Source organism: Rubellimicrobium roseum (assembly GCF_006152145.1).
GTDB lineage: Bacteria > Pseudomonadota > Alphaproteobacteria > Rhodobacterales > Rhodobacteraceae > Rubellimicrobium > Rubellimicrobium roseum.
On the sequence record NZ_VDFV01000006.1, the window covers coordinates 35,741 to 53,228 of the forward strand.

A 17,488-nucleotide genomic window follows, 5' to 3' on the forward strand; every position below is an offset into this window, starting at 1 on the left:
ATGATGGTGGCAGGCTGAGCATCTCGACTGGCTGCAGGAGACTCCGATGACCGAGCCCGCATCGGGACGCTTCCGCTCCCGTGCCGCCCGTCCCATCGCCCGGGACCGCTTTGTCCACCCCGATGCTTCGCTTGGCCTTTGCGTCATGGGTAGCCCGAATGACCCCACTCCCAGCCTCACCCTCGTGGGAGGACGCGTGGTCGAGATGGACGGACGCGAGGCCGAAGACTTCGACGTGGTCGACCGTTTCATCGCAACCGAGGCGTTGGATCTCGAGGTCGCTGCCGAAGCAATGGCGATACCATCGCTCGACCTCGCGCGGATGCTCGTGGACATCCATGTGGGGCGCGAGGAGATCGTGCGTCTGTTTGGCGGCCTCACTCCCGCGAAGCTCGCAGACGTCGCGGGCCATCTCGACGTACTCGAGATGATGATGGCGCTGCGCAAGATGCGTGGCCGGCGCACGCCCGGTAACCAAGCCCACGTCACAAACTGGAAGGAGAACCCGGTCCTCTTGGCCGCCGATGCGGCCGAGGCGGCGCTTCGGGGCTTCGATGAAGCGGAGACCACCGTCCGGGTCGCCCCCATGGCCGCGATGAACGCCATGGCGCTTCTTGTGGGGTCCCAGGCGGGGCGCCCGGGGGTCCTCACCCAATGCGCGGTCGAGGAAGGGGTAAACCTGCGGCTCGGCCTCAAGGGCCTGACCTCCTACGCCGAGACGCTGTCGGTCTACGGCACCGCCGGGGCGTTCCGCGATGGCGACGACACGCCCTGGTCCAAGGGGTTTCTCGCCTCGGCCTATGCCTCGCGCGGCATCAAGATCCGCTTCACGTCTGGCGGGGGCTCCGAAGCCCTGATGGGCCACGACGAGGGCAAATCGATGCTCTACCTCGAAGCGCGCTGCCTTCTGATGGTCAAGGGCGCGGGCTCGCAGGGCGTGCAGAACGGGTCCATCTCCTGCATCGCGTTGCCCATGGCGCTCCCCGGCGGTGTGCGCGGCGTGCTGGCCGAGAACCTGCTGGCCTGCGCCCTCGGCCTCGAATGCGCGTCCGGCAACGACGCTATGGCCTCGCACTCGGAGATGCGGAAGGCCGCCAAGCTCATGCTCCAGTTCCTGCCCGGCACCGACTTCGTGACCTCCGGCCAGAGCGTGATGCCTCGCCGCGACAACATGTTCGGCGGCGGTAACTTCGATGCCGACGACCTCGACGACTGGCTCGTGCTCCAGCGCGATATGCAGGTGGACGCGGGCCTTGTCCCCGTCCGCGAGGTCGAGGTGATCGAGGTCCGCAACCGCGCCGCCCGCGCCCTGCAGGCGGTCTTTGCCCACCTCGGCCTCCCCCTGATCACCGATGCCGAGATCGAGGCCGCCGCCCTCGCTCACTCCTCAGATGACATGCCCGACCGCGACCTCGTGGCCGACCTAGCCGCCTCCACTGCGCTCCTGAACGGTCCACACGGCGTGGCTGACGTGATCCTTGCGCTCGACGCCGGTGGCTTCTCCGGCCTCGCGGAGCATCTCCTGCGGCTCCAGCGGGCGCGGGTGGAAGGCGATACGCTTCAGCCCTCCGCTGTGCTCGACGAGGAGTTCCGGGTCCTCTCGGCCTTCACCGACCCGAACGACTACCGTGGCCCCGGCACCGGCTACCGCCCCGAGGGCGCAACTTGGGACCGGATCGCCGACCTTCCCCAGGCGAAGCAGCCCTCCGAGATGCTGTCGCGGTCCACAGACGACACCGGCTTTCGACTTCTTGATGGTCGACCCGCGCTCTCCTCCTCGGACCCTTCGGACGTCGTCGTCGCCCTCGGCCCCGCCTTCGGAGCTCGGCTGGGCCGCACCATCGGCGAGCTTTCTCACCAAGACGTCCTTGCCGCCCTGACTCGCGGCATACGCGAGGAGGGCCTCACTCCCCGCCTCGTCCGCGTGCGCGCCACCGCCGACTGCGGCGCACTCGGGCACGAGGCCTCGCGGCTCGCAGGCTCCGCTATCGGAATCGGCCTCCAGTCGAAGGGCACGGCTGTTATCCATCGCCATGGCCTTGCGCCTCTCGACAACCTTGAGCTTTTCTCGCAAGCCCCCGCCCTCACGGTCGACAGCTATGCCGCCATCGGCCGCAACGCCGCCCGGCACGCCAAGGGCGAGCCGCCTTCGCCAGTCCCGGTGCGCGTGGACAACATGGCGCGGCTCCGGCTCATTGTGCCGACCCTGCTCATGCACAAGGCCGAGCTTGCTGCAGTGCTCCCCGACGCCCCGCCTATGGAAGTCGCGCCCGATCATGGCTGAAGACCCACCCCGGACCCGCTCGGGCCGCCCCCTTGAGGACGTGACCGTCGAAGCATTGCGCGCCGGCACCGTCGCTCCCTCGGACCTCGCAATCCACGCCGAGACGCTGCTCCGCCAAGCCCGGATTGCGGAGGAACGGGGCTACCGGCAGCTCGCCCGGAACTACCGCCGCGCAGCCGAGCTCACCCGCATTCCCGACGCGATGCTCGCCGGGATTTATGACCGCCTCCGTCCGCGCCGGTCGAGCTATGTGGAACTCCTCACCCTCGCGCAGGAGATGGCCGCGCTCCACGACGCGCCCGAGACCGGCGCCTACATCCGCGCCGCGGCCGAGGCCTACCGGGATGAGGGACTGCTCAGGTCGGACGGGGCAGGATCCTGAGCCGTTCCGCCTGCCTCTGCTGGCGCCCCTCAAGGACCCGAAGTTGCAGGAACTCAGGCTGCCCTAAGAGCGTCCAGCAATACTGGCCCGAGATGATAGAGCCCAGGATAGCTGCCTGATCAGCTTGCGTGTCCTTAAGGTCGTTGTCGGCATGCTGATCTGGACTCCCCCGCCGGCCACATCAGCGAAAACGACATTTGCAGCCGAGACTTTGTCTCATCCTCGTGTCACGGCCCGCGCCGTGATCGGCACCAGCAGCACCAGCGCCGCCAGGAGCCAGAAGGCGGCCGACAGGCTGGTCGCGTCCGAGACAAAGCCCATGAGGGCCGGGCCGGCGAGGATGCCCGCGTAACCGGTCGTCGTGACCGCCGCGACCGCCAAACCCGCAGGCATGACGGTCTGCCGCCCAGCCCGGCTGAAGAACACGGGCACCAGGTTCGCCGCTCCTAGGCCGATCAGGAGGAAGCCCAGGAGCGCCACGGGCGTCCAGTCCACAGCCAGCAGCAGCACGAAGCCCGCGATGGTCAGGATCCCACCCCAGACGAGCACGCGCAGGTCTCCCAAGGCGCTGACCACCCGGTCGCCCGTGAGCCGGCCCACGGTCATGGCGACCGAGAAGAGCATGTAGCCCAAGCCGCCCTGGGCTGCGGAGTCGACCAGATCGCGGCCCAGCAGAAGCAGCGCGCTCCAGTCGAGAATGGCGCCCTCGACAAGGAAGATGAGCCCAGACAAGGCCGCGAGCAGCAGCACGATCCCGCGCGGGGCGACAAAGGCCGGGGCCTCGCCTCCTTGGACCTGCAACAGGCGCGGCCACGCCAGCAGGATAGCCACGAGGGCCAATGCACTGCCGCAGAGCGAGCTGGCCAGAGGCGACACGCCCTGAGACAGGAGAAGCGTGATGCCGCCTGCGCCCACGAAGCCGCCCACGCTGAACATGCCATGGAACCCCGACATGAGCGGCACGCCGGCGGCCTTCTCGACCTCCGTGGCATGGACGTTCATCGCCACGTCGATGGTCCCGAGCGAGGCCCCAAAGAGAAGAAGCGCGGCGGCGAGCAGGAGCGGACTGCTGACCACGGACAGGAAAGGCAGGATCAGGACCAGCCCAAGGCCCCCAGTCAGGATCATGGGCTTGCTGCCCACCTGAGCACTGATCCAGCCGGTGAGCGGCATGGCCAGGATCGAGCCCAGGCCAAGGCAGAGGAGAAGGAGCCCAAGCTGGCCCTCATCGGCGCCAACGTTCGCCTTGGCAAAGGGCACCATGGGCGCCCAGCAGGCCATCACGAAGCCAGCGGCAAAGAACGACAGGCGTGTGGCGAGGCGGGTGGCCCCTGTGTCCGCCGATACGGGCTCGGTCTCAGCGTAGGAGGTCATGACAGGGCTCGAGGAAAGGGACGGAAGGGTCAGGAGTTCGGGGCCTCGGCGATCCGCAGGTCAGCGCCTTCCGTGCGAAGGGTGGAGACAACCTCGAGGGGCGCGTCATGTTCAAGGACGACGTGCGTAATGTCCGAGACAGGGCCGATGGCAAACGGAGCGGAGGTCTCCAGCTTGGCGTTGGTCATCATCAACGCCGTGGCCGCGCTCACCTCGAGGAGGCGGCGCTTCATGTCCACGTCGTCCATGTCGAAGCCGGCGAGACCAGTCTGTGCCGACAGGGCGCAGGCGCCTAGGAAGCAAAGGTCGAACCGGAAGCGCCCCAACTCGGTCAGAGCCCGAGCATCGACGCAGCCGCCAACCACCGGGTTCACGCGGCCGCCGATAAGGATCAGCGAGAGGTCGCTGCGGGTCATCAGCGCCGCCGCCGCCGGCAGCGAGTTCGTGACCACCCGCAAGCCCCAGTCGCGCGGCAGCAGCCCGGCCAGCTGGAGCACCGTGCTCCCTGTATCGAGGAAGATTGTCTGCCCCTTGGCGATCAGGCCCACAGCGGCTCGAGCCAGGGCGCGCTTGCGCGCAGCGTCCTCGCCCGAGCGGACCTCGATCGGCGTTGAGGCCGGCGAGAGCGGCAGCGCACCACCGTAGACGCGCTGGCAGAGCCCCTCCTGCGCCAGCGCCCGCAGGTCGCGGCGGACAGCGTCCTCGGACACGCCAAACTCCTGCGCAAGGGCGGTGGCCACCACGGCCTGACCGCGAGCTAAGCGCTGGGCGATCTGCTGGCGTCGGCCAAGGGAGAGAATAGACGAATCGTGCATGAACAAGAACTACAGAGCGAAACCAAGAAGGTCGAGAGCCTATGTGATCTGCACTCGCTTCGTGAACAAATCCATCGCGAGCAGCTTGCGACGTCCTCGACCTCGGTCGCATAGGGCGGGGCAATCGGGAGAAAACCTCGCTGGACATAGTTCCAGCGGATGAGGAAACGCACCGGTAAGAGGACCACCGGTGGACGTCAGTCCGGTGTTCTTAACGGACGGTGATGCGACGGCCAGCCTTGGCAGGTTGTGGCCGTAGGTAGCCTCTACAGCATCCGAACCGTTCCTGTGGCGCAAAGATTTCCTTGACAACCCGAAGCACATATCCCATCCGTCATATGTAACGGACTAGTTACATACTCGTTGTGACTTGGGTCCGACTTGGGAGGCTCCGGATCAACCGGACAATCACGATCAGTGAGCCCTCGCATCAGGGAGGATGCATGAAGACCTACGGAATGCAGCATGTCGGCTTCACCGTGCCTGACCTCGAGGAGGCGGTTCGGTTCTTCGAAACGGTCTTCGGCGGCGTCACCGTCTTGTCCACCGGACTGATCGACGTGGATGACGAGTTCATGCAGCGGCGGCTCGGGGTTCCGGGCAACCGGCGCATCCAGGATATCAAGGTCCTGCGCGTAGGAAACGGCAGCAACCTCGAGCTTTTCCAGTATTCCGGGGAACCCGCCTCCTATGAGCCGCTAAAGCGAAACAGCCAGCCTGGTGGGTTCCACCTCGCGTTCCAGGTGGACGACGCATACGCCGCGGCGCAAAGGCTTCGGATGTCCGGTGTCGATGTCCTGGATGGACCGACGGACGTGCAGTCGGGTCCGATGGCAGGGCTGACTTGGCTCTATCTGCGCGCCCCCTGGGGACAGTTCCTCGAAATCGTAAGCATGTCTGGCCCGCTTGGGCATGAGCATGATGGAGGCCCAAAGCAATGGTCGCCAGTGACCAACAGCTAGGACGAGCATTTTTTGGATATGCAGCATCCGGGCCATGGCTTCGCTGCAGGGCATGTCTCTAGAAGCGATTGCATCGTTGAAGGTACTGCGATTCCTCGAGGCAAGCCGTTCTATGGTTCGGCAGACATCTTGTGCCTCATGAACCGACTCGGGAGGACTGACCGATGCCTCGAGAGATCATGATCTCAGGACGACGGGTATTTGAACTGGTCGATTGTCAAGACAGCCCGCTCGCGCCGGGCGAGATCCGGGGACCCACGGTCGTAACATTGGTAAGTCAAGGAACCGAGATCGGCTGGGCCGATGGCGGAATTTATCCAGTTCGCCCAGGCTACGCAGCGATCTTCTGCGTGGAGGAGATTGGGTCAGCCGTGACCGGGGTCAGAAAGGGAGAGCTCCGATTTGCCATGGGACCGCATCGCTCGAGCCAGACCCATGCCGTTCTGGACACGTTGCCCGTTCCCAACGGCCTACCGCCGGATATCGCGGTGATCGCCCGCCTGATGGGCGTGTCGATGACCACCCTGATGACCACGGCCGCGCGCCCCGGCGACCGGGTGATCGTGACGGGCGCAGGACCGGTCGGCCTCTTGGCGGCACAACTATTCAGGATTGGCGGCTACCGAGTGACGGTCGTGGACCCCGACCTGCTTCGTCGGAGTCAAGCGGCGAAGGCAGGCCTTCACGATGCGCTGGCTGCGATGCCGCTCGATGATCCAGATCTCGCGGGGCGCGTGGCGCTTGTTGTCGAATGCTCAGGGCACGAGACGGCAGTCGTCGAGGGCTGCCGAATTCTACGACGCTTGGGCGAGGTCGTCCTCATTGGTGTGCCATGGCGGAAATACACTGACAAAACTGCTCATGAGCTTCTCAATGCCGTCTTTTTTGGTCTGATCACAGTGCGGTCGGGGTGGGAATGGCAACTTCCGTTGCATTCTCGTGGGTTCATCTGGGAAGAGCTGCATCAAGGCTACAACAACGCGCCCCATAGCAGCTTCAGCGGATACGAACTCGCGTTGTCTTGGCTGGCAGAGGGGCGCATTCAACTCGACGGTCTCGTCCGGGTTGAGGCGCCGGATGATCCCCAAGCTCTTTATACACGCATCATCGACCGGACCATTGAGGAGCCCTTAATTGTCCTGGACTGGGCAAACAAGACGCCAGCGACAAGGTCGGGGACATCGTCCAATGGGCCCGCGGCAGGGCTCGACGGCGATCTGGTGCGCGAAGCTCGGTAAACAGTCCCCGTTCGGGGAGGCTGATATGTGCAGCCAAACGGTCACGGACCAAAGCGAGCTTGCCGATCGGTATGTGCCCATCAGTGGCGAGTTGCATATAACCAGATCCGAGGCCGGCGCGACAAGTAGTTAGACACATATCTCAAAGGAAACGGCCAGTGAACGATCCGACTAAGCTGCCCTCAACCATGCCGTCTGTCATTGTCATCTCGAGCCTGGGCAGCCAAACGGCTCTAACGTTGGTCCGCCGTGCCCTTGATGAGGCTGCCTATCATCAGTGGCGAATCGCTGTCGCGGTGGCAGACGCTAATGGTGCCATCCTTGCCTCCGCCCGGATGGATGGGGTCGCGCCGCCGATCCTGGAATTCGCTTTCGACAAGGCATTCACGGCCGCGACTATGCGCCGGACAACGGCGGCGTTTGCCGAGCGGATGGACAGTTCGCCGGGGCTGCGGCTGGGCCTAGCCACGCGCGAACGCTTACTGACCTGGGCCGGGGGCCTCCCGATCATCCACGACGGGCAGGTGATCGGGGCGATCGGGATCTCCGGTGCAAGGGATCATGAGGACGTCGCTTGCGCAGAGGCCACGCTGGCGGCCGAGGGCCTGGCCTGGGAAGCTTGAGGAACGGCCATTCAAACGCTGACCACGCGTAAGATCGTGTCGATGTTGAACTGAAGCCGCTGCTCAAGCGCCTCTGGAGCCATGAGGTCGCGCTCGAATACGATCGAGCCGGTGAAGCGGTTGGTCAGGTAGTAGTAGCCGACAGCGGCGATGGTGATGTTCAGCTGGACGGGGTCGATCCCGTCGCGGAATACGCCTTCGCGCACACCACGTTCCAAGATCTGAGCAACCATCCCGACGAAGCGCCGGTTCGCGACCTTCACCACCTCCGACTTCTTCAGATGCCGCGCCCGGTGCAGGTTCTCGCTATTCACGAGCGTGAGAAACTCGGGGTTCTTGCGATAGTAATCCCAGGTGAAACGGACGAGCCTCTCAAGCGCGGACTTGGGGTCGAGGTGATCCAGGTTGAGCTTCTGTTCGGCTGTCCGGATGTCGAGATAAGCCTGTTCAAGAACGGCTTGGAACAGGCCCTCCTTACTCTCGAAGTAATGGTAGATCATGCGTTTATTGGCTTTGGCCCGCTCCGCGATGTCGTCCACTCGGGCACCGCCAAGCCCGCTCTTGGCGAACTCCTTCTTGGCCGCTTCGAGGATCCGCAGTCGCGTCGCATCGGAGTCGCGGGTCCGCGGCCGCTCCGCCGTTTTCTCGATCTTTTCTAGTGATGACATCGACATCTCCCCTCCCAGCCACTGGCGGGCGTCTCCTGCAAAGAGAGGCGTCACACTGCGACAGTCAATCCCTAACAACAGGCTTGACGTCGCGTGGTGCAAGGAAGTAACTAGATAGTGCGTTAACGGAGGAAAGCCGGGGTCGTCTCCCAAGTTTGGGAGTGGCTGCAGCAAGAAGTGCCACCTGCCGGACGTGATCTTGACAAGGACGGGGAGGACCAGAATGTCGACTTTCATCCGAGACTTCATCGAGCGGGAGAAGATGAACCGCCGCAACTTCTTGCTCGCCTCAGCCGCGGGCATGGGGTCGTTGGTGATTCCATCCGCCTTTGGCTTTGACCGGGCGCGGGCCCAGCTCGTCGACCCACAGATTGCCTGGAGTTACCGTGACCGCGCGAGCCCCTACTGGCTGGCCATCGTTTCGGGTGGCGAGACCTTCGTCGAGAGCATCGGTCGGCCGAGGGACTCACTTGTTAACCTCATCAACGAGGGCTCGTCGGAGAAGTCGCTGGCCGACATCGTGAGTTTTCTCCAAGCTACCGGGGGCAACTGCGCGATTGCCTGCGACGCCAACGACAGTCCCAACGCGCGGCCCATAGTGGAAGCGGTCGCGGCCGCGGGTGCCTACATCTCGACCATCTGGAACAAGACGGACGACCTGCACCCCTGGGACTTCGGCGACAACTACGTCAGCCACATGACTTGGTCGGACCTGAAGCCCTCCGAGGACCTCGCGCGCGCGCTGTTCGATGCGATGGGCGGCGAGGGCGGCGTCGTCCATATCGGCGGCATCCCCGCCAACAACCCGGCGATCGAGCGGCTCCAAGGCCTCAGGAACGCGCTTGTCGACTACCCCAATATCGAGCTTCTGGACGCCCAGCCCGGCGACTGGGACACCCAGAAAGCCGCCGATGTGATGTCGCAGTTCCTCACGCGCTATGGCGACCAGATCAAAGGCGTCCACTGCGCCAACGACGTTATGGCCTATGGCGCGCTCGAGGCCATGCGGGCCGAAGGCATCAGCGGCATCCCTGTAACCGCGTACGACGGCAACCCTGAAGCGGTGGACCTCGTGATGAAGGGCGACCTCCTGGGCACCTGCTTCACCAACCCGCATTGGGGTGGCGGAATCACTGCTGCGCTCGCCTACCATGCCGCAATCGGAACCTTCAAACCTTCCGAGGAGCCGCCGGAGCACCGGGAGTTCTACGGTCCGACGATCCTCATCACCCAGGCGGACGCCGAGAACTTCAAGAAAGAGTTCATCGACGCCACGCCGACCTACGATTGGACCGATTTCTGGGGGCCGACGAACGGCCAGATCCAGTACCCGGCTTCCAACTGACCGACCCGGCGGGCGGGGCCACGCGCCCGCCCGTCCATCTTTCCCTCGCCGAGGAGAACGGCGCAATGTCGACATCCGCCTCCGACACGGCCGCCCAGGGACGGGTTGCGATGCAGCAAACTCGAGCGTTCCGCCGGCCCAGCCGCGAAACCCTGATCCGCTGGGCACCCTTGCTGGTCCTGATCGCTCTTGTTGTCGTCTTCACGGCGATCAATCCTGCCTTTCTTTCGCTCCGAAACTTTGGGCGCATCGCCATCGCCTCCACTCCGGCGCTCATGGTGGCGATCGGAGTAACCTTCATCATCGTGATGGGATCGATCGACCTGTCGATGGAGGGCACGATTGCGGTCTGTGCCTGCGTCTTCGCCTACTTCTTCCTATCATGGGGTGGCACACTGCTTTCGACCGCCTGGGTCGCGATCCCGCTCACTCTCCTTCTCGGCGCGGTGCTGGGGCTGCTCAACGGCCTTGTCCATGTGCTCCTGCGGATCCCGTCCTTCATGGCCTCGCTCGCCATGGGCTTTGTGGGTATCGGCCTCGCCATCCTGATCACGCGGGGCGAAAAGTTCCTGATCGAGGACGAGGTCTTCCGGGGGCTCGTCACCTACCGGGTGTTGGGCTTCCCCATCATGGTCTACCTCGCGCTGGCCGCGCTCGTCGTGGCTTGGTTCATCCAGTCCTACACGCGGCTTGGGCGCAACTTCTACGCTGTGGGCGGGGGCGAGGAGCTGGCCCATGCCTCGGGTCTCGACGTCCGTCGCGTTCGCGTCATGGGCTTTATGCTGGCCGGCGTGTTCTATGCCTTGGCCGCTCTTTTTGCCGTCGGCCGCCTCGGCGTCGCCGAGTCGGTCTCGGGGGCCAATTTCATGTTCGTCTCGATCACCTCCGTGGTCGTAGGCGGCGTGGCGCTCTGGGGCGGGATTGGCGGCGTCTGGAACGCTCTCGTCGGTGTCCTGATCGTCAACGTCATCAACAACGGCATGGTGGTGATCGGGTTGCCCGACTTCCTGCAGGATGGCGTGCTCGGATTCCTTGTGATCGTCGCCGTCGTCCTTTCGACGGACCGCCGGTCCGTGTCCTTTGTCAAATAGGAGCCCCGCGATGTACGCGCTCCAGAAGGTCGACAAGAAGTTTCCCGGCGTCCACGCGCTCAAAGCCATCGATTTCCAGGTGGGCCGGGGTGAGATCGTGGGCCTGGTGGGCGAGAACGGCGCCGGCAAGTCCACCTTGATGAAGGTAATCTACGGCGCCTACCAGCCTGACGGCGGCCAGATCCTAGTCGACGGCAAATCGGTGCGCTTCGCCAACCCGCGCCAGGCCATGGAGCGGGGCATAGGGATGGTGTTCCAGGAGCAGTCGCTCATCGCCAACCTGACGGTAATGGAGAACATCTTCCTGGGTTACGAGCAGCAATTCGTCCGCTGGGGTGTCATCAATTGGCGCGAGATGGCCGAGGCGGCGCGACATCAGCTCGCCAAGGTCAAGCTCGACATCGATCCTGCAACCGTCACTTCGTCTCTCTCCTTCGCCCAACGGCAACTTGTGGAACTCGCGAAGGTGCTGACTCTCGAGGAGCGGGTTGAGGGGCACTTGGTGATCCTTCTCGACGAACCGACTTCCGTGCTCTCATCCGAGGAGGTCCAGCTCCTCTTCAGGCTGATCCGCGAACTCACTGCGCGTGCCTCGTTCATCTTCGTATCCCACCGGATGGACGAGGTCATGGAGATCTCCGACCGGATCTACGTCCTGAAGGACGGCCAAGTGGTAGACGTTGTTTCGCGGGGCGGGTCCAGCGCCGAAACCATCCAGCACAAAATGGTCGGTCGGAACGTTAACAAGGAATACTACCGCGAGCAGCGGCAGAAACCCTTCGATTCGAGCCGGACTCTCGTGGAACTCGATGGGGTGAGCCTGCCCGGGCGCGTGACGGATATTTCCCTCAAGCTCCACGCAGGCGAGGTTCTCTGCATCGTTGGCACCGAGGGCTCGGGGCGCGAGGCGATCCTGCGCACCATCTACGGGATGCGGACACCCGTCGAGGGGCGGGTCCTCATCAAAGGGCAGGAGGTCACATCCTTCAGCCCGCGCACGGCCGCATCCTTGGGCGTGGGCTACGTCCCGCGTGAACGCAAGATCGAAGGCATCGTCGCTGGGATGTCTGTCTACGAGAACATGACGCTGAGCCAACTCGGTCGGCACTCGAGCGGTGGCGTTCTGAAGCTCGCCGAGGAAAAGGCGTTGGCTCGTGACTGGATCAAGCGGCTCTCGATCAAGGCGCATTCCGAACATGCCGATTGCGGAAATCTGTCAGGGGGTAACCAGCAGAAGGTTGTGCTTGCCAAGTGGCGCTCGGGCGGGTCGGACATCATGCTCCTCGACCATCCGACGCGCGGCCTCGACATCGGCGCAAAGGAAGATGTCTACGAGATGATCCGAGACATGTCGGACGCGGCCGTGGGCATCGTTCTCGTGGCCGACACATTGGAAGAAGCAATAGGCCTCGCGCACACAATCATCGTCGTGAAGGACGGTCGCATACAGAAGACCTTCGGCGCGACATCGGGCGTCAAACCCACGCCCTTCGACCTACTCCATCACATGATCTGAGGGGCGGACATGACCTTTGAGACAATCAAGCCGCATCTACCCTGGATCACGCTCCTCGCGCTGGTCGCCGTCGTAGGCGTGATGAATGACAACTTCCTGAGGCCCGCGAACCTACTCGGCATGGCGGCCGAGATCGTGCCGCTCTTTATCATGGCCCTCGGGCTCACGTTCGTCATCTACATCGGAAGTATCGATCTTTCCGCACAATCCATGGCGAACATGATCACCGTGATCGCCTCGGTTTACCTTGTCACGCTCGGCCCCTGGGTGGCGCTGCTCTGCGCCGTGGCGGGATTCGGGCTCGGGATGCTGTCGGGGTACGTCACGACACGGCTGCTCGTGCCTTCCTTTATCTCGACCCTTGCGGTGGGAGGGGTGGCCTTTTCGCTGGCGCAGTGGCTTTCGGGCCAGCGGGCCCTCTACATGGACGCAGCCCAACGTAACGAGACCTTTGGCTGGATGATCGGGACGACCGCGAGCATCCCCAACGAGCTCCTCATTGCGTTGGCGCTCCTGCTAATCGCACTGTTTGTGGAGCGCCGGACAACGCTTGGGAGGGCGCTCAAGGCAGTCGGCGCAGGAGAGCTGGCGGCGACGGCCTCGGGCCTCAACGTGGCGCGCGTGAAGATGCTGGCTTTCGCGATCTCGGGGATGCTCGCGGCACTGGCGGGGCTCCTCTTTGCGGTCAAACTTTCGGGCGGGGCCCCGACGATCGCCAACGGTTTCCTGCTACCGGCGATTGTGGCCGTGCTGGTCGGGGGCACCCCCCTGACGGGCGGGGTCGGGGGTGTCGTCAACACGGCCATCGGCGTGCTGATTGTGGCCGTCATCCGGTCCTCGATGGTCTATTTCGGGATCGACGCCACCCAGCAGCAGATGGTCTTCGGGCTGGTCCTGATCGCGGCCATCGCGCTCACCATCGACCGCGCCAAACTGCGCACGGTCAAGTAGGAGGCGCAAATGCAAACCATGCGAGCGGCCGTCCTGACAGACCCGGGGCGCTTCGATCTGCGCGAGGTTGCCAGGCCGGAGATTGGCCCAGATCAAGTCCTGATCCGGGTTAGCCGAACCGGCATCTGTGGCACCGACATCCACATCTTCAACGGCCATTACGCAGCGGACCGGCTTCCTCTGATTCCAGGGCACGAATTCACGGGCGTAGTGGCTGGCACGGGGCGGGACGTCAGACATCTGAAGGAAGGTGACCGGGTTGTCGCCGACATCAACATCGGCTGCGGCACTTGCTATTGGTGCCGTCGAAACGAAGTCCTGAACTGCCCTGATGTAACGCAGGTGGGCATCGGCCGGGATGGCGCCTTCGCCGACTACGTAGCAGTGCCTGCACGCTTGGTGTTCCCGGCGCCGGAAGGTGTGCCAGATGCAGTTCTGGCGTTGACCGAGCCAGTGGCCTGCGTGGTCCGTGCGGCGCGCAAGGCGGAAGTGAGCTTCGCGCAGTCGATCGTAGTCTTGGGAGCTGGCCCCGTCGGCAACCTGCACGTTCAGATGATGCGCCTCATTGGAGCCGCTCCCATCATCGTGGCGGACCTGTCCGAGGCGCGCTGCCAGAAGGCGCTTGAAGTCGGGGCCGATGTCGCCATCTCTGACCCCGCCGAACTCAAGGCGGCTGTCCTGGCCCGGACCGGCGGTCGAGGCGCAGACCTGGTGATCGAGAGCGTGGGCAGCCCGCGGCTTTATGCAACTGCCTTCGACCTGATCCGCAAGGGCGGGCACGTGGCCTTCTTCGGTCTCACCGGGCCCGGCGAGACGGTGAGTGTCGATATCCTACGCACCATCCTCGAGGAGAATAGTCTCAAGGGCTCAGTAGCCGGCATGGGCGAGGATATGCACGACGCCATGACGCTGCTCGCGCACGGCCGCTTCCAGATCTCCGCTTTCATTGGGTCAGAGTATCCGCTCGACCACATCCAGCAGGCTTTCGACACGCTTGCAGACAGGCCGGGCGACCTCAAGACGCAGATCGTGCTGGCCTGAGTCGGCACCGAGATCTGCAAAAAAACTACAAAGTTACAGTGCTGCAACGTCGCAATCAGGCTTTCAGCCTCGATCCCGGAAAGGGGCCTACCTATGGACCAATCCAGCAACCGCCTTTCGCTGCCATCCTCCCCGCGCGAGTTCGGCTTCTTCGTCGACGGCGAATGGAGGGGAGGGCGCGAGTTCTTCGACCGCGCTTCGCCGGGCCACGGAGCCGTGGTCACGCGCATTCCGCGCTGCACGAACAAGGATCTCGAAGACGCCGTCGCGGCTGCCAGGACCGCCTTCGAGGATCGCCGCTGGTCTGGCCTTTCCGGGGGCGAACGCGCTGGTGTTCTTCTGCGCGCGGCCGAGGGCCTGCGTCGCCGCCGCGACGAGATTGCCTATTGGGAAACGCTCGAGAACGGCAAGCCTATTTCCCAGGCCCGGGGCGAGATTGACCACTCAATTGCCTGCTTCGAAATGGGGGCTGGCGCGGCGCGGCTCCTGCACGGGGACAGTTTCAACTCGCTAGGGGACAACCTTTTCGGCATGGTCCTACGCGAGCCCATCGGGGTTGTGGGCCTTATCACGCCCTGGAACTTTCCTTTCCTGATCCTCTGCGAGCGGGTCCCTTTCATCCTGGCTTCGGGCTGCACCATCGTGGCCAAGCCTTCGGAGGTGACCTCTGCTACAACGTTGATCCTGGCAGAGGTTCTCGCCGAGGCCGGGCTTCCCGCTGGGGTCTACAACGTCGTGACGGGCTCGGGCCGGACCATCGGTCAGGCGATGACCGAGCATCCCGACATTGACATGCTGTCCTTCACGGGCTCGACCGCCGTGGGACGTTCCTGCGTGCGGGCGTCGGCCGACAGCAATTTCAAGAAGCTGGGGCTGGAACTTGGCGGCAAGAACCCGATGATCGTTTTCGCGGATGCCGACCTGGACGAGGCGGCGGACGGGGTGGCGTTCGGAATCGGCTTCAACACCGGACAGTGCTGCGTGTCGGGCAGCCGGCTGATGGTCGAGCGCTCCATCGCTGAGGAGTTCGAGGCGCGTCTCGCAGACAAGATGGCGCGGATCCGCGTAGGTGATCCCTTGGACGAGCGCACACAGGTCGGTGCCATCACGACCGAGGCCCAGAACACCACGATCCTTGACTACATCGCCCGCGGCCAGGCCGAGGGTGCGCGTGTGGTCACGGGCGGCACCCCGCTCGACTTCGGTGGCGGGCAGTATATCGCGCCCACGCTCTTTGCGGGCGTGACGCGGGGCATGGCCATCGCCCAAGACGAAATCTTTGGCCCCGTCCTCTCCTCCATGCCGTTTGACACGATGGAGGAAGCGATCCGGCTCGCGAACGACACCGTCTACGGGCTTTCTGCCAGCGTCTGGACCAAGAATCTTGATAAAGCACTTGCTGTTACGCGGCGGGTCCGAGCCGGGCGCTTCTGGGTCAACACGATGATGGCCGGCGGGCCCGAGATGCCTTTGGGCGGCTTCAAACAGTCAGGCTGGGGGCGCGAGGCCGGGATGTACGGGGTCGAGGAGTACACGCAGATCAAGTCGGTGCATATCGAGCTTGGCAAGCGCACGCCCTGGATCGAATGATGGCCGACGCTTTTGACTACGTGATCGTCGGGGGTGGCGCGGCGGGCTGCGTGCTTGCTGCGCGGCTGAGCGAAAATCCGGCCACCCGGGTCTGCCTGGTCGAGGCCGGCGGGCGCGACACCCATCCCTACATCCACATGCCGGTGGGCTTCGCCAAGATGACGTCCGGCCCGATGACCTGGGGTCTGGTCACGGCACCCCAGCGGCACGCTAATAATCGAGAGATCCCCTACGCCCAGGCGCGCGTCCTCGGCGGGGGCTCCTCGATCAACGCCGAGATCTTCACCCGAGGTCATCCCAGCGACTACGACCGCTGGGTCGAGGAGGGAGCCGACGGCTGGAGCTTCAAGGAGATCCAAAAGTACTTTCTACGCTCCGAAGGCAATACGGTTTTGTCCGGCTCGTGGCACGGCACCGATGGTCCGCTCGGCGTGTCGAACATTCCCGATCCCCAACTGACGACCCGCGCCTTCGTTCAGAGCTGCCAAGAACTCGGCATCCCGTACAATCCCGACTTCAATGGCCCAGTGCAGGAGGGTGCAGGAGTCTACCAGACTACCACCCGAAATGGCCGACGCTGTTCGGCGGCGGTCGGCTATCTGCGCCCTGCGCTGAAACGACCGAACCTCACGCTCGTTACCGGCGCGCTCGTCCTGCGACTCGTTTTCGAGAGGCGCCGGGCCGTTGGAGTCGAATACGCCGTCAAGGGGGAGCGGCATACGGCCCGGGCGGAGAGCGAGGTCCTCGTTACCTCCGGCGCCATTGGCTCGCCCAAGCTCCTCATGCTGTCGGGCGTCGGGCCGGCCGACCACCTGCGCTCGCTCGGCATCTCCGTGGTCCAAGACCTTCCGGGGGTTGGTCAAAACCTCACGGACCATTTCGGCATAGACATTGTGGCCGAGCTTAAGGAGCATGTCAGCCTCGACAAGTACAACCGGCCCCACTGGATGCTCTGGGCCGGCCTTCAGTATGCCCTTTTCCGCTCGGGGCCGGTCACCTCGAACGTCGTCGAGGGGGGCGCCTTCTGGTATGCCGACGGGCCGGGTTCGCAGTCCTGCCCGGACCTCCAGTTCCACTTCCTAGCCGGCGCAGGCGCGGAGGCCGGGGTCCCGTCGGTGCCCAAGGGCGCCTCAGGCATCACGCTCAACTCCTATACGTTGCGCCCGCGGAGCCGAGGCTCGGTGACGCTCCATTCAGCAGACCCGAACGCCGCACCCATCATCGACCCGAACTTTCTCGCCGAGCCCGACGACCTGCGTGTTTCGGTGGAGGGGGTCAAGATCAGCCGTGAGATCTTTCAACAGCCTTCTCTGCAGAGGCACATCAAGGAAATTCGATTCCCCGACTTCAACGTGCGCACCCAAGCCGACTACGAGGCCTATGCGCGTCAGTATGGCCGGACGTCCTACCATCCGGTCAGCACCTGCCGGATGGGCCGCGATCCGTTGGCGGTGGTGGATTCCTCCTTGCGCGTCCACGGAATCGATGGCCTGCGGATTTGTGACAGCTCGGTCATGCCGAGCCTCGTGGGATCCAATACGAACGCGCCCAGCATCATGATCGGCGAGAAAGCCTCGGACCTCGTCCGCGGCAACGCCTGAAGGGCTC

15 protein-coding genes are annotated in these 17,488 nt (G+C 64.2%); 12 read left to right on the forward strand and 3 right to left on the reverse strand.

Annotated features, from left to right (window positions below):
• Positions 1 to 46 precede the first annotated feature (46 nt).
• Both FHG71_RS07585 and FHG71_RS23475 read left to right on the forward strand, forming a co-directional pair.
• Positions 47 to 2,284 carry a propanediol/glycerol family dehydratase large subunit gene (locus tag FHG71_RS07585; RefSeq protein WP_176559328.1) on the forward strand — a complete coding sequence of 746 codons (2,238 nt, stop codon included), beginning with the start codon at positions 47 to 49 and terminating at the stop codon, positions 2,282 to 2,284.
• Positions 2,277 to 2,666, forward strand: a complete 390-nt coding sequence (locus FHG71_RS23475) for a diol dehydratase small subunit (RefSeq protein WP_176559329.1) — start codon at positions 2,277 to 2,279, stop codon at positions 2,664 to 2,666. Before FHG71_RS07585 ends, FHG71_RS23475 begins: the two co-directional genes overlap by 8 nt.
• Before the next feature lie 216 nt (positions 2,667 to 2,882).
• On the opposite strand, the gene FHG71_RS07595 is transcribed toward FHG71_RS23475, so the two are convergent.
• Together FHG71_RS07595 and FHG71_RS07600 are read right to left on the reverse strand one after the other, a co-directional pair.
• Positions 2,883 to 4,040 (reverse strand): MFS transporter, encoded by a 1,158-nt coding sequence (locus FHG71_RS07595; RefSeq protein WP_139081031.1) that lies wholly within the window; start codon positions 4,038 to 4,040, stop codon positions 2,883 to 2,885.
• A 29-nt stretch (positions 4,041 to 4,069) separates the two neighbouring features.
• Positions 4,070 to 4,855: a DeoR/GlpR family DNA-binding transcription regulator gene (locus tag FHG71_RS07600; RefSeq protein WP_139081032.1), complete on the reverse strand. Its 786-nt coding sequence runs from the start codon at positions 4,853 to 4,855 to the stop codon at positions 4,070 to 4,072.
• Positions 4,856 to 5,298: 443 nt separating this feature from the next.
• Between FHG71_RS07600 and FHG71_RS07605 the strand changes: the two genes are divergently transcribed.
• The 3 genes from FHG71_RS07605 to FHG71_RS07615 all read left to right on the forward strand — a co-directional run bounded on the left by FHG71_RS07605 (position 5,299) and on the right by FHG71_RS07615 (position 7,678).
• The gene (locus FHG71_RS07605) at positions 5,299 to 5,817 is read left to right on the forward strand and encodes a VOC family protein (RefSeq protein ID WP_139081033.1); all 519 of its coding nucleotides are present in this window, start codon (positions 5,299 to 5,301) and stop codon (positions 5,815 to 5,817) included.
• Positions 5,818 to 5,981: 164 nt separating this feature from the next.
• On the forward strand, positions 5,982 to 7,055 hold the full coding sequence (locus tag FHG71_RS07610; protein WP_139081034.1) for a zinc-binding dehydrogenase: 1,074 nt from the start codon (positions 5,982 to 5,984) through the stop codon (positions 7,053 to 7,055).
• 158 nt (positions 7,056 to 7,213) lie between these two features.
• Entirely contained in the window at positions 7,214 to 7,678 is a 465-nt protein-coding gene (locus FHG71_RS07615) for a GlcG/HbpS family heme-binding protein (RefSeq protein WP_139081035.1), read from the forward strand.
• A gap of 11 nt (positions 7,679 to 7,689) precedes the next feature.
• Here FHG71_RS07615 and FHG71_RS07620 read toward each other — a convergent pair whose 3' ends face one another.
• Positions 7,690 to 8,346, reverse strand: coding sequence for a TetR/AcrR family transcriptional regulator (locus FHG71_RS07620; RefSeq protein ID WP_218014051.1), 657 nt, complete (start codon positions 8,344 to 8,346; stop codon positions 7,690 to 7,692).
• Positions 8,347 to 8,608: 262 nt separating this feature from the next.
• On the opposite strand from FHG71_RS07620, the gene FHG71_RS07625 reads away from it, so the two are divergent.
• The 7 genes from FHG71_RS07625 to FHG71_RS07655 all read left to right on the forward strand — a co-directional run bounded on the left by FHG71_RS07625 (position 8,609) and on the right by FHG71_RS07655 (position 17,481).
• Positions 8,609 to 9,691 (forward strand): sugar ABC transporter substrate-binding protein, encoded by a 1,083-nt coding sequence (locus tag FHG71_RS07625; protein WP_246045378.1) that lies wholly within the window; start codon positions 8,609 to 8,611, stop codon positions 9,689 to 9,691.
• 110 nt (positions 9,692 to 9,801) lie between these two features.
• Positions 9,802 to 10,782 carry an ABC transporter permease gene (locus FHG71_RS07630; RefSeq protein ID WP_139081038.1) on the forward strand — a complete coding sequence of 327 codons (981 nt, stop codon included), beginning with the start codon at positions 9,802 to 9,804 and terminating at the stop codon, positions 10,780 to 10,782.
• A gap of 10 nt (positions 10,783 to 10,792) precedes the next feature.
• Positions 10,793 to 12,298 (forward strand): sugar ABC transporter ATP-binding protein, encoded by a 1,506-nt coding sequence (locus FHG71_RS07635; RefSeq protein ID WP_139081039.1) that lies wholly within the window; start codon positions 10,793 to 10,795, stop codon positions 12,296 to 12,298.
• A gap of 9 nt (positions 12,299 to 12,307) precedes the next feature.
• A complete protein-coding gene (locus FHG71_RS07640) occupies positions 12,308 to 13,249 on the forward strand; it encodes an ABC transporter permease (RefSeq protein WP_139081040.1) in 942 nt (313 codons plus the stop codon).
• 9 nt (positions 13,250 to 13,258) lie between these two features.
• On the forward strand, positions 13,259 to 14,290 hold the full coding sequence (locus FHG71_RS07645; protein WP_139081041.1) for a zinc-dependent alcohol dehydrogenase: 1,032 nt from the start codon (positions 13,259 to 13,261) through the stop codon (positions 14,288 to 14,290).
• Positions 14,291 to 14,383: 93 nt separating this feature from the next.
• Positions 14,384 to 15,880 carry an aldehyde dehydrogenase family protein gene (locus FHG71_RS07650; RefSeq protein ID WP_139081042.1) on the forward strand — a complete coding sequence of 499 codons (1,497 nt, stop codon included), beginning with the start codon at positions 14,384 to 14,386 and terminating at the stop codon, positions 15,878 to 15,880.
• Entirely contained in the window at positions 15,880 to 17,481 is a 1,602-nt protein-coding gene (locus tag FHG71_RS07655) for a GMC family oxidoreductase (RefSeq protein WP_139081077.1), read from the forward strand. The genes FHG71_RS07650 and FHG71_RS07655 overlap by 1 nt, the downstream gene beginning before the upstream one ends.
• The last annotated feature ends 7 nt before the right edge of the window (positions 17,482 to 17,488 follow it).

What these genes read in the sequence shown, in the direction of transcription:
- FHG71_RS07650 (WP_139081042.1), top strand. Translation starts at nt 14,384, where the DNA reads ATGGACCAATCCAGCAACCGCCTTTCGCTGCCATCCTCCCCGCGCGAG.
- FHG71_RS07620 (WP_218014051.1), bottom strand. Translation starts at nt 8,346, where the DNA reads ATGTCATCACTAGAAAAGATCGAGAAAACGGCGGAGCGGCCGCGGACC.
- FHG71_RS07610 (WP_139081034.1), top strand. Translation starts at nt 5,982, where the DNA reads ATGCCTCGAGAGATCATGATCTCAGGACGACGGGTATTTGAACTGGTC.
- FHG71_RS07605 (WP_139081033.1), top strand. Translation starts at nt 5,299, where the DNA reads ATGAAGACCTACGGAATGCAGCATGTCGGCTTCACCGTGCCTGACCTC.
- FHG71_RS07595 (WP_139081031.1), bottom strand. Translation starts at nt 4,040, where the DNA reads ATGACCTCCTACGCTGAGACCGAGCCCGTATCGGCGGACACAGGGGCC.
- FHG71_RS07655 (WP_139081077.1), top strand. Translation starts at nt 15,880, where the DNA reads ATGGCCGACGCTTTTGACTACGTGATCGTCGGGGGTGGCGCGGCGGGC.
- FHG71_RS07625 (WP_246045378.1), top strand. Translation starts at nt 8,609, where the DNA reads ATGAACCGCCGCAACTTCTTGCTCGCCTCAGCCGCGGGCATGGGGTCG.
- FHG71_RS07585 (WP_176559328.1), top strand. Translation starts at nt 47, where the DNA reads ATGACCGAGCCCGCATCGGGACGCTTCCGCTCCCGTGCCGCCCGTCCC.
- FHG71_RS07645 (WP_139081041.1), top strand. Translation starts at nt 13,259, where the DNA reads ATGCAAACCATGCGAGCGGCCGTCCTGACAGACCCGGGGCGCTTCGAT.
- FHG71_RS07635 (WP_139081039.1), top strand. Translation starts at nt 10,793, where the DNA reads ATGTACGCGCTCCAGAAGGTCGACAAGAAGTTTCCCGGCGTCCACGCG.
- FHG71_RS07630 (WP_139081038.1), top strand. Translation starts at nt 9,802, where the DNA reads ATGCAGCAAACTCGAGCGTTCCGCCGGCCCAGCCGCGAAACCCTGATC.
- FHG71_RS07600 (WP_139081032.1), bottom strand. Translation starts at nt 4,855, where the DNA reads ATGCACGATTCGTCTATTCTCTCCCTTGGCCGACGCCAGCAGATCGCC.
- FHG71_RS23475 (WP_176559329.1), top strand. Translation starts at nt 2,277, where the DNA reads ATGGCTGAAGACCCACCCCGGACCCGCTCGGGCCGCCCCCTTGAGGAC.
- FHG71_RS07640 (WP_139081040.1), top strand. Translation starts at nt 12,308, where the DNA reads ATGACCTTTGAGACAATCAAGCCGCATCTACCCTGGATCACGCTCCTC.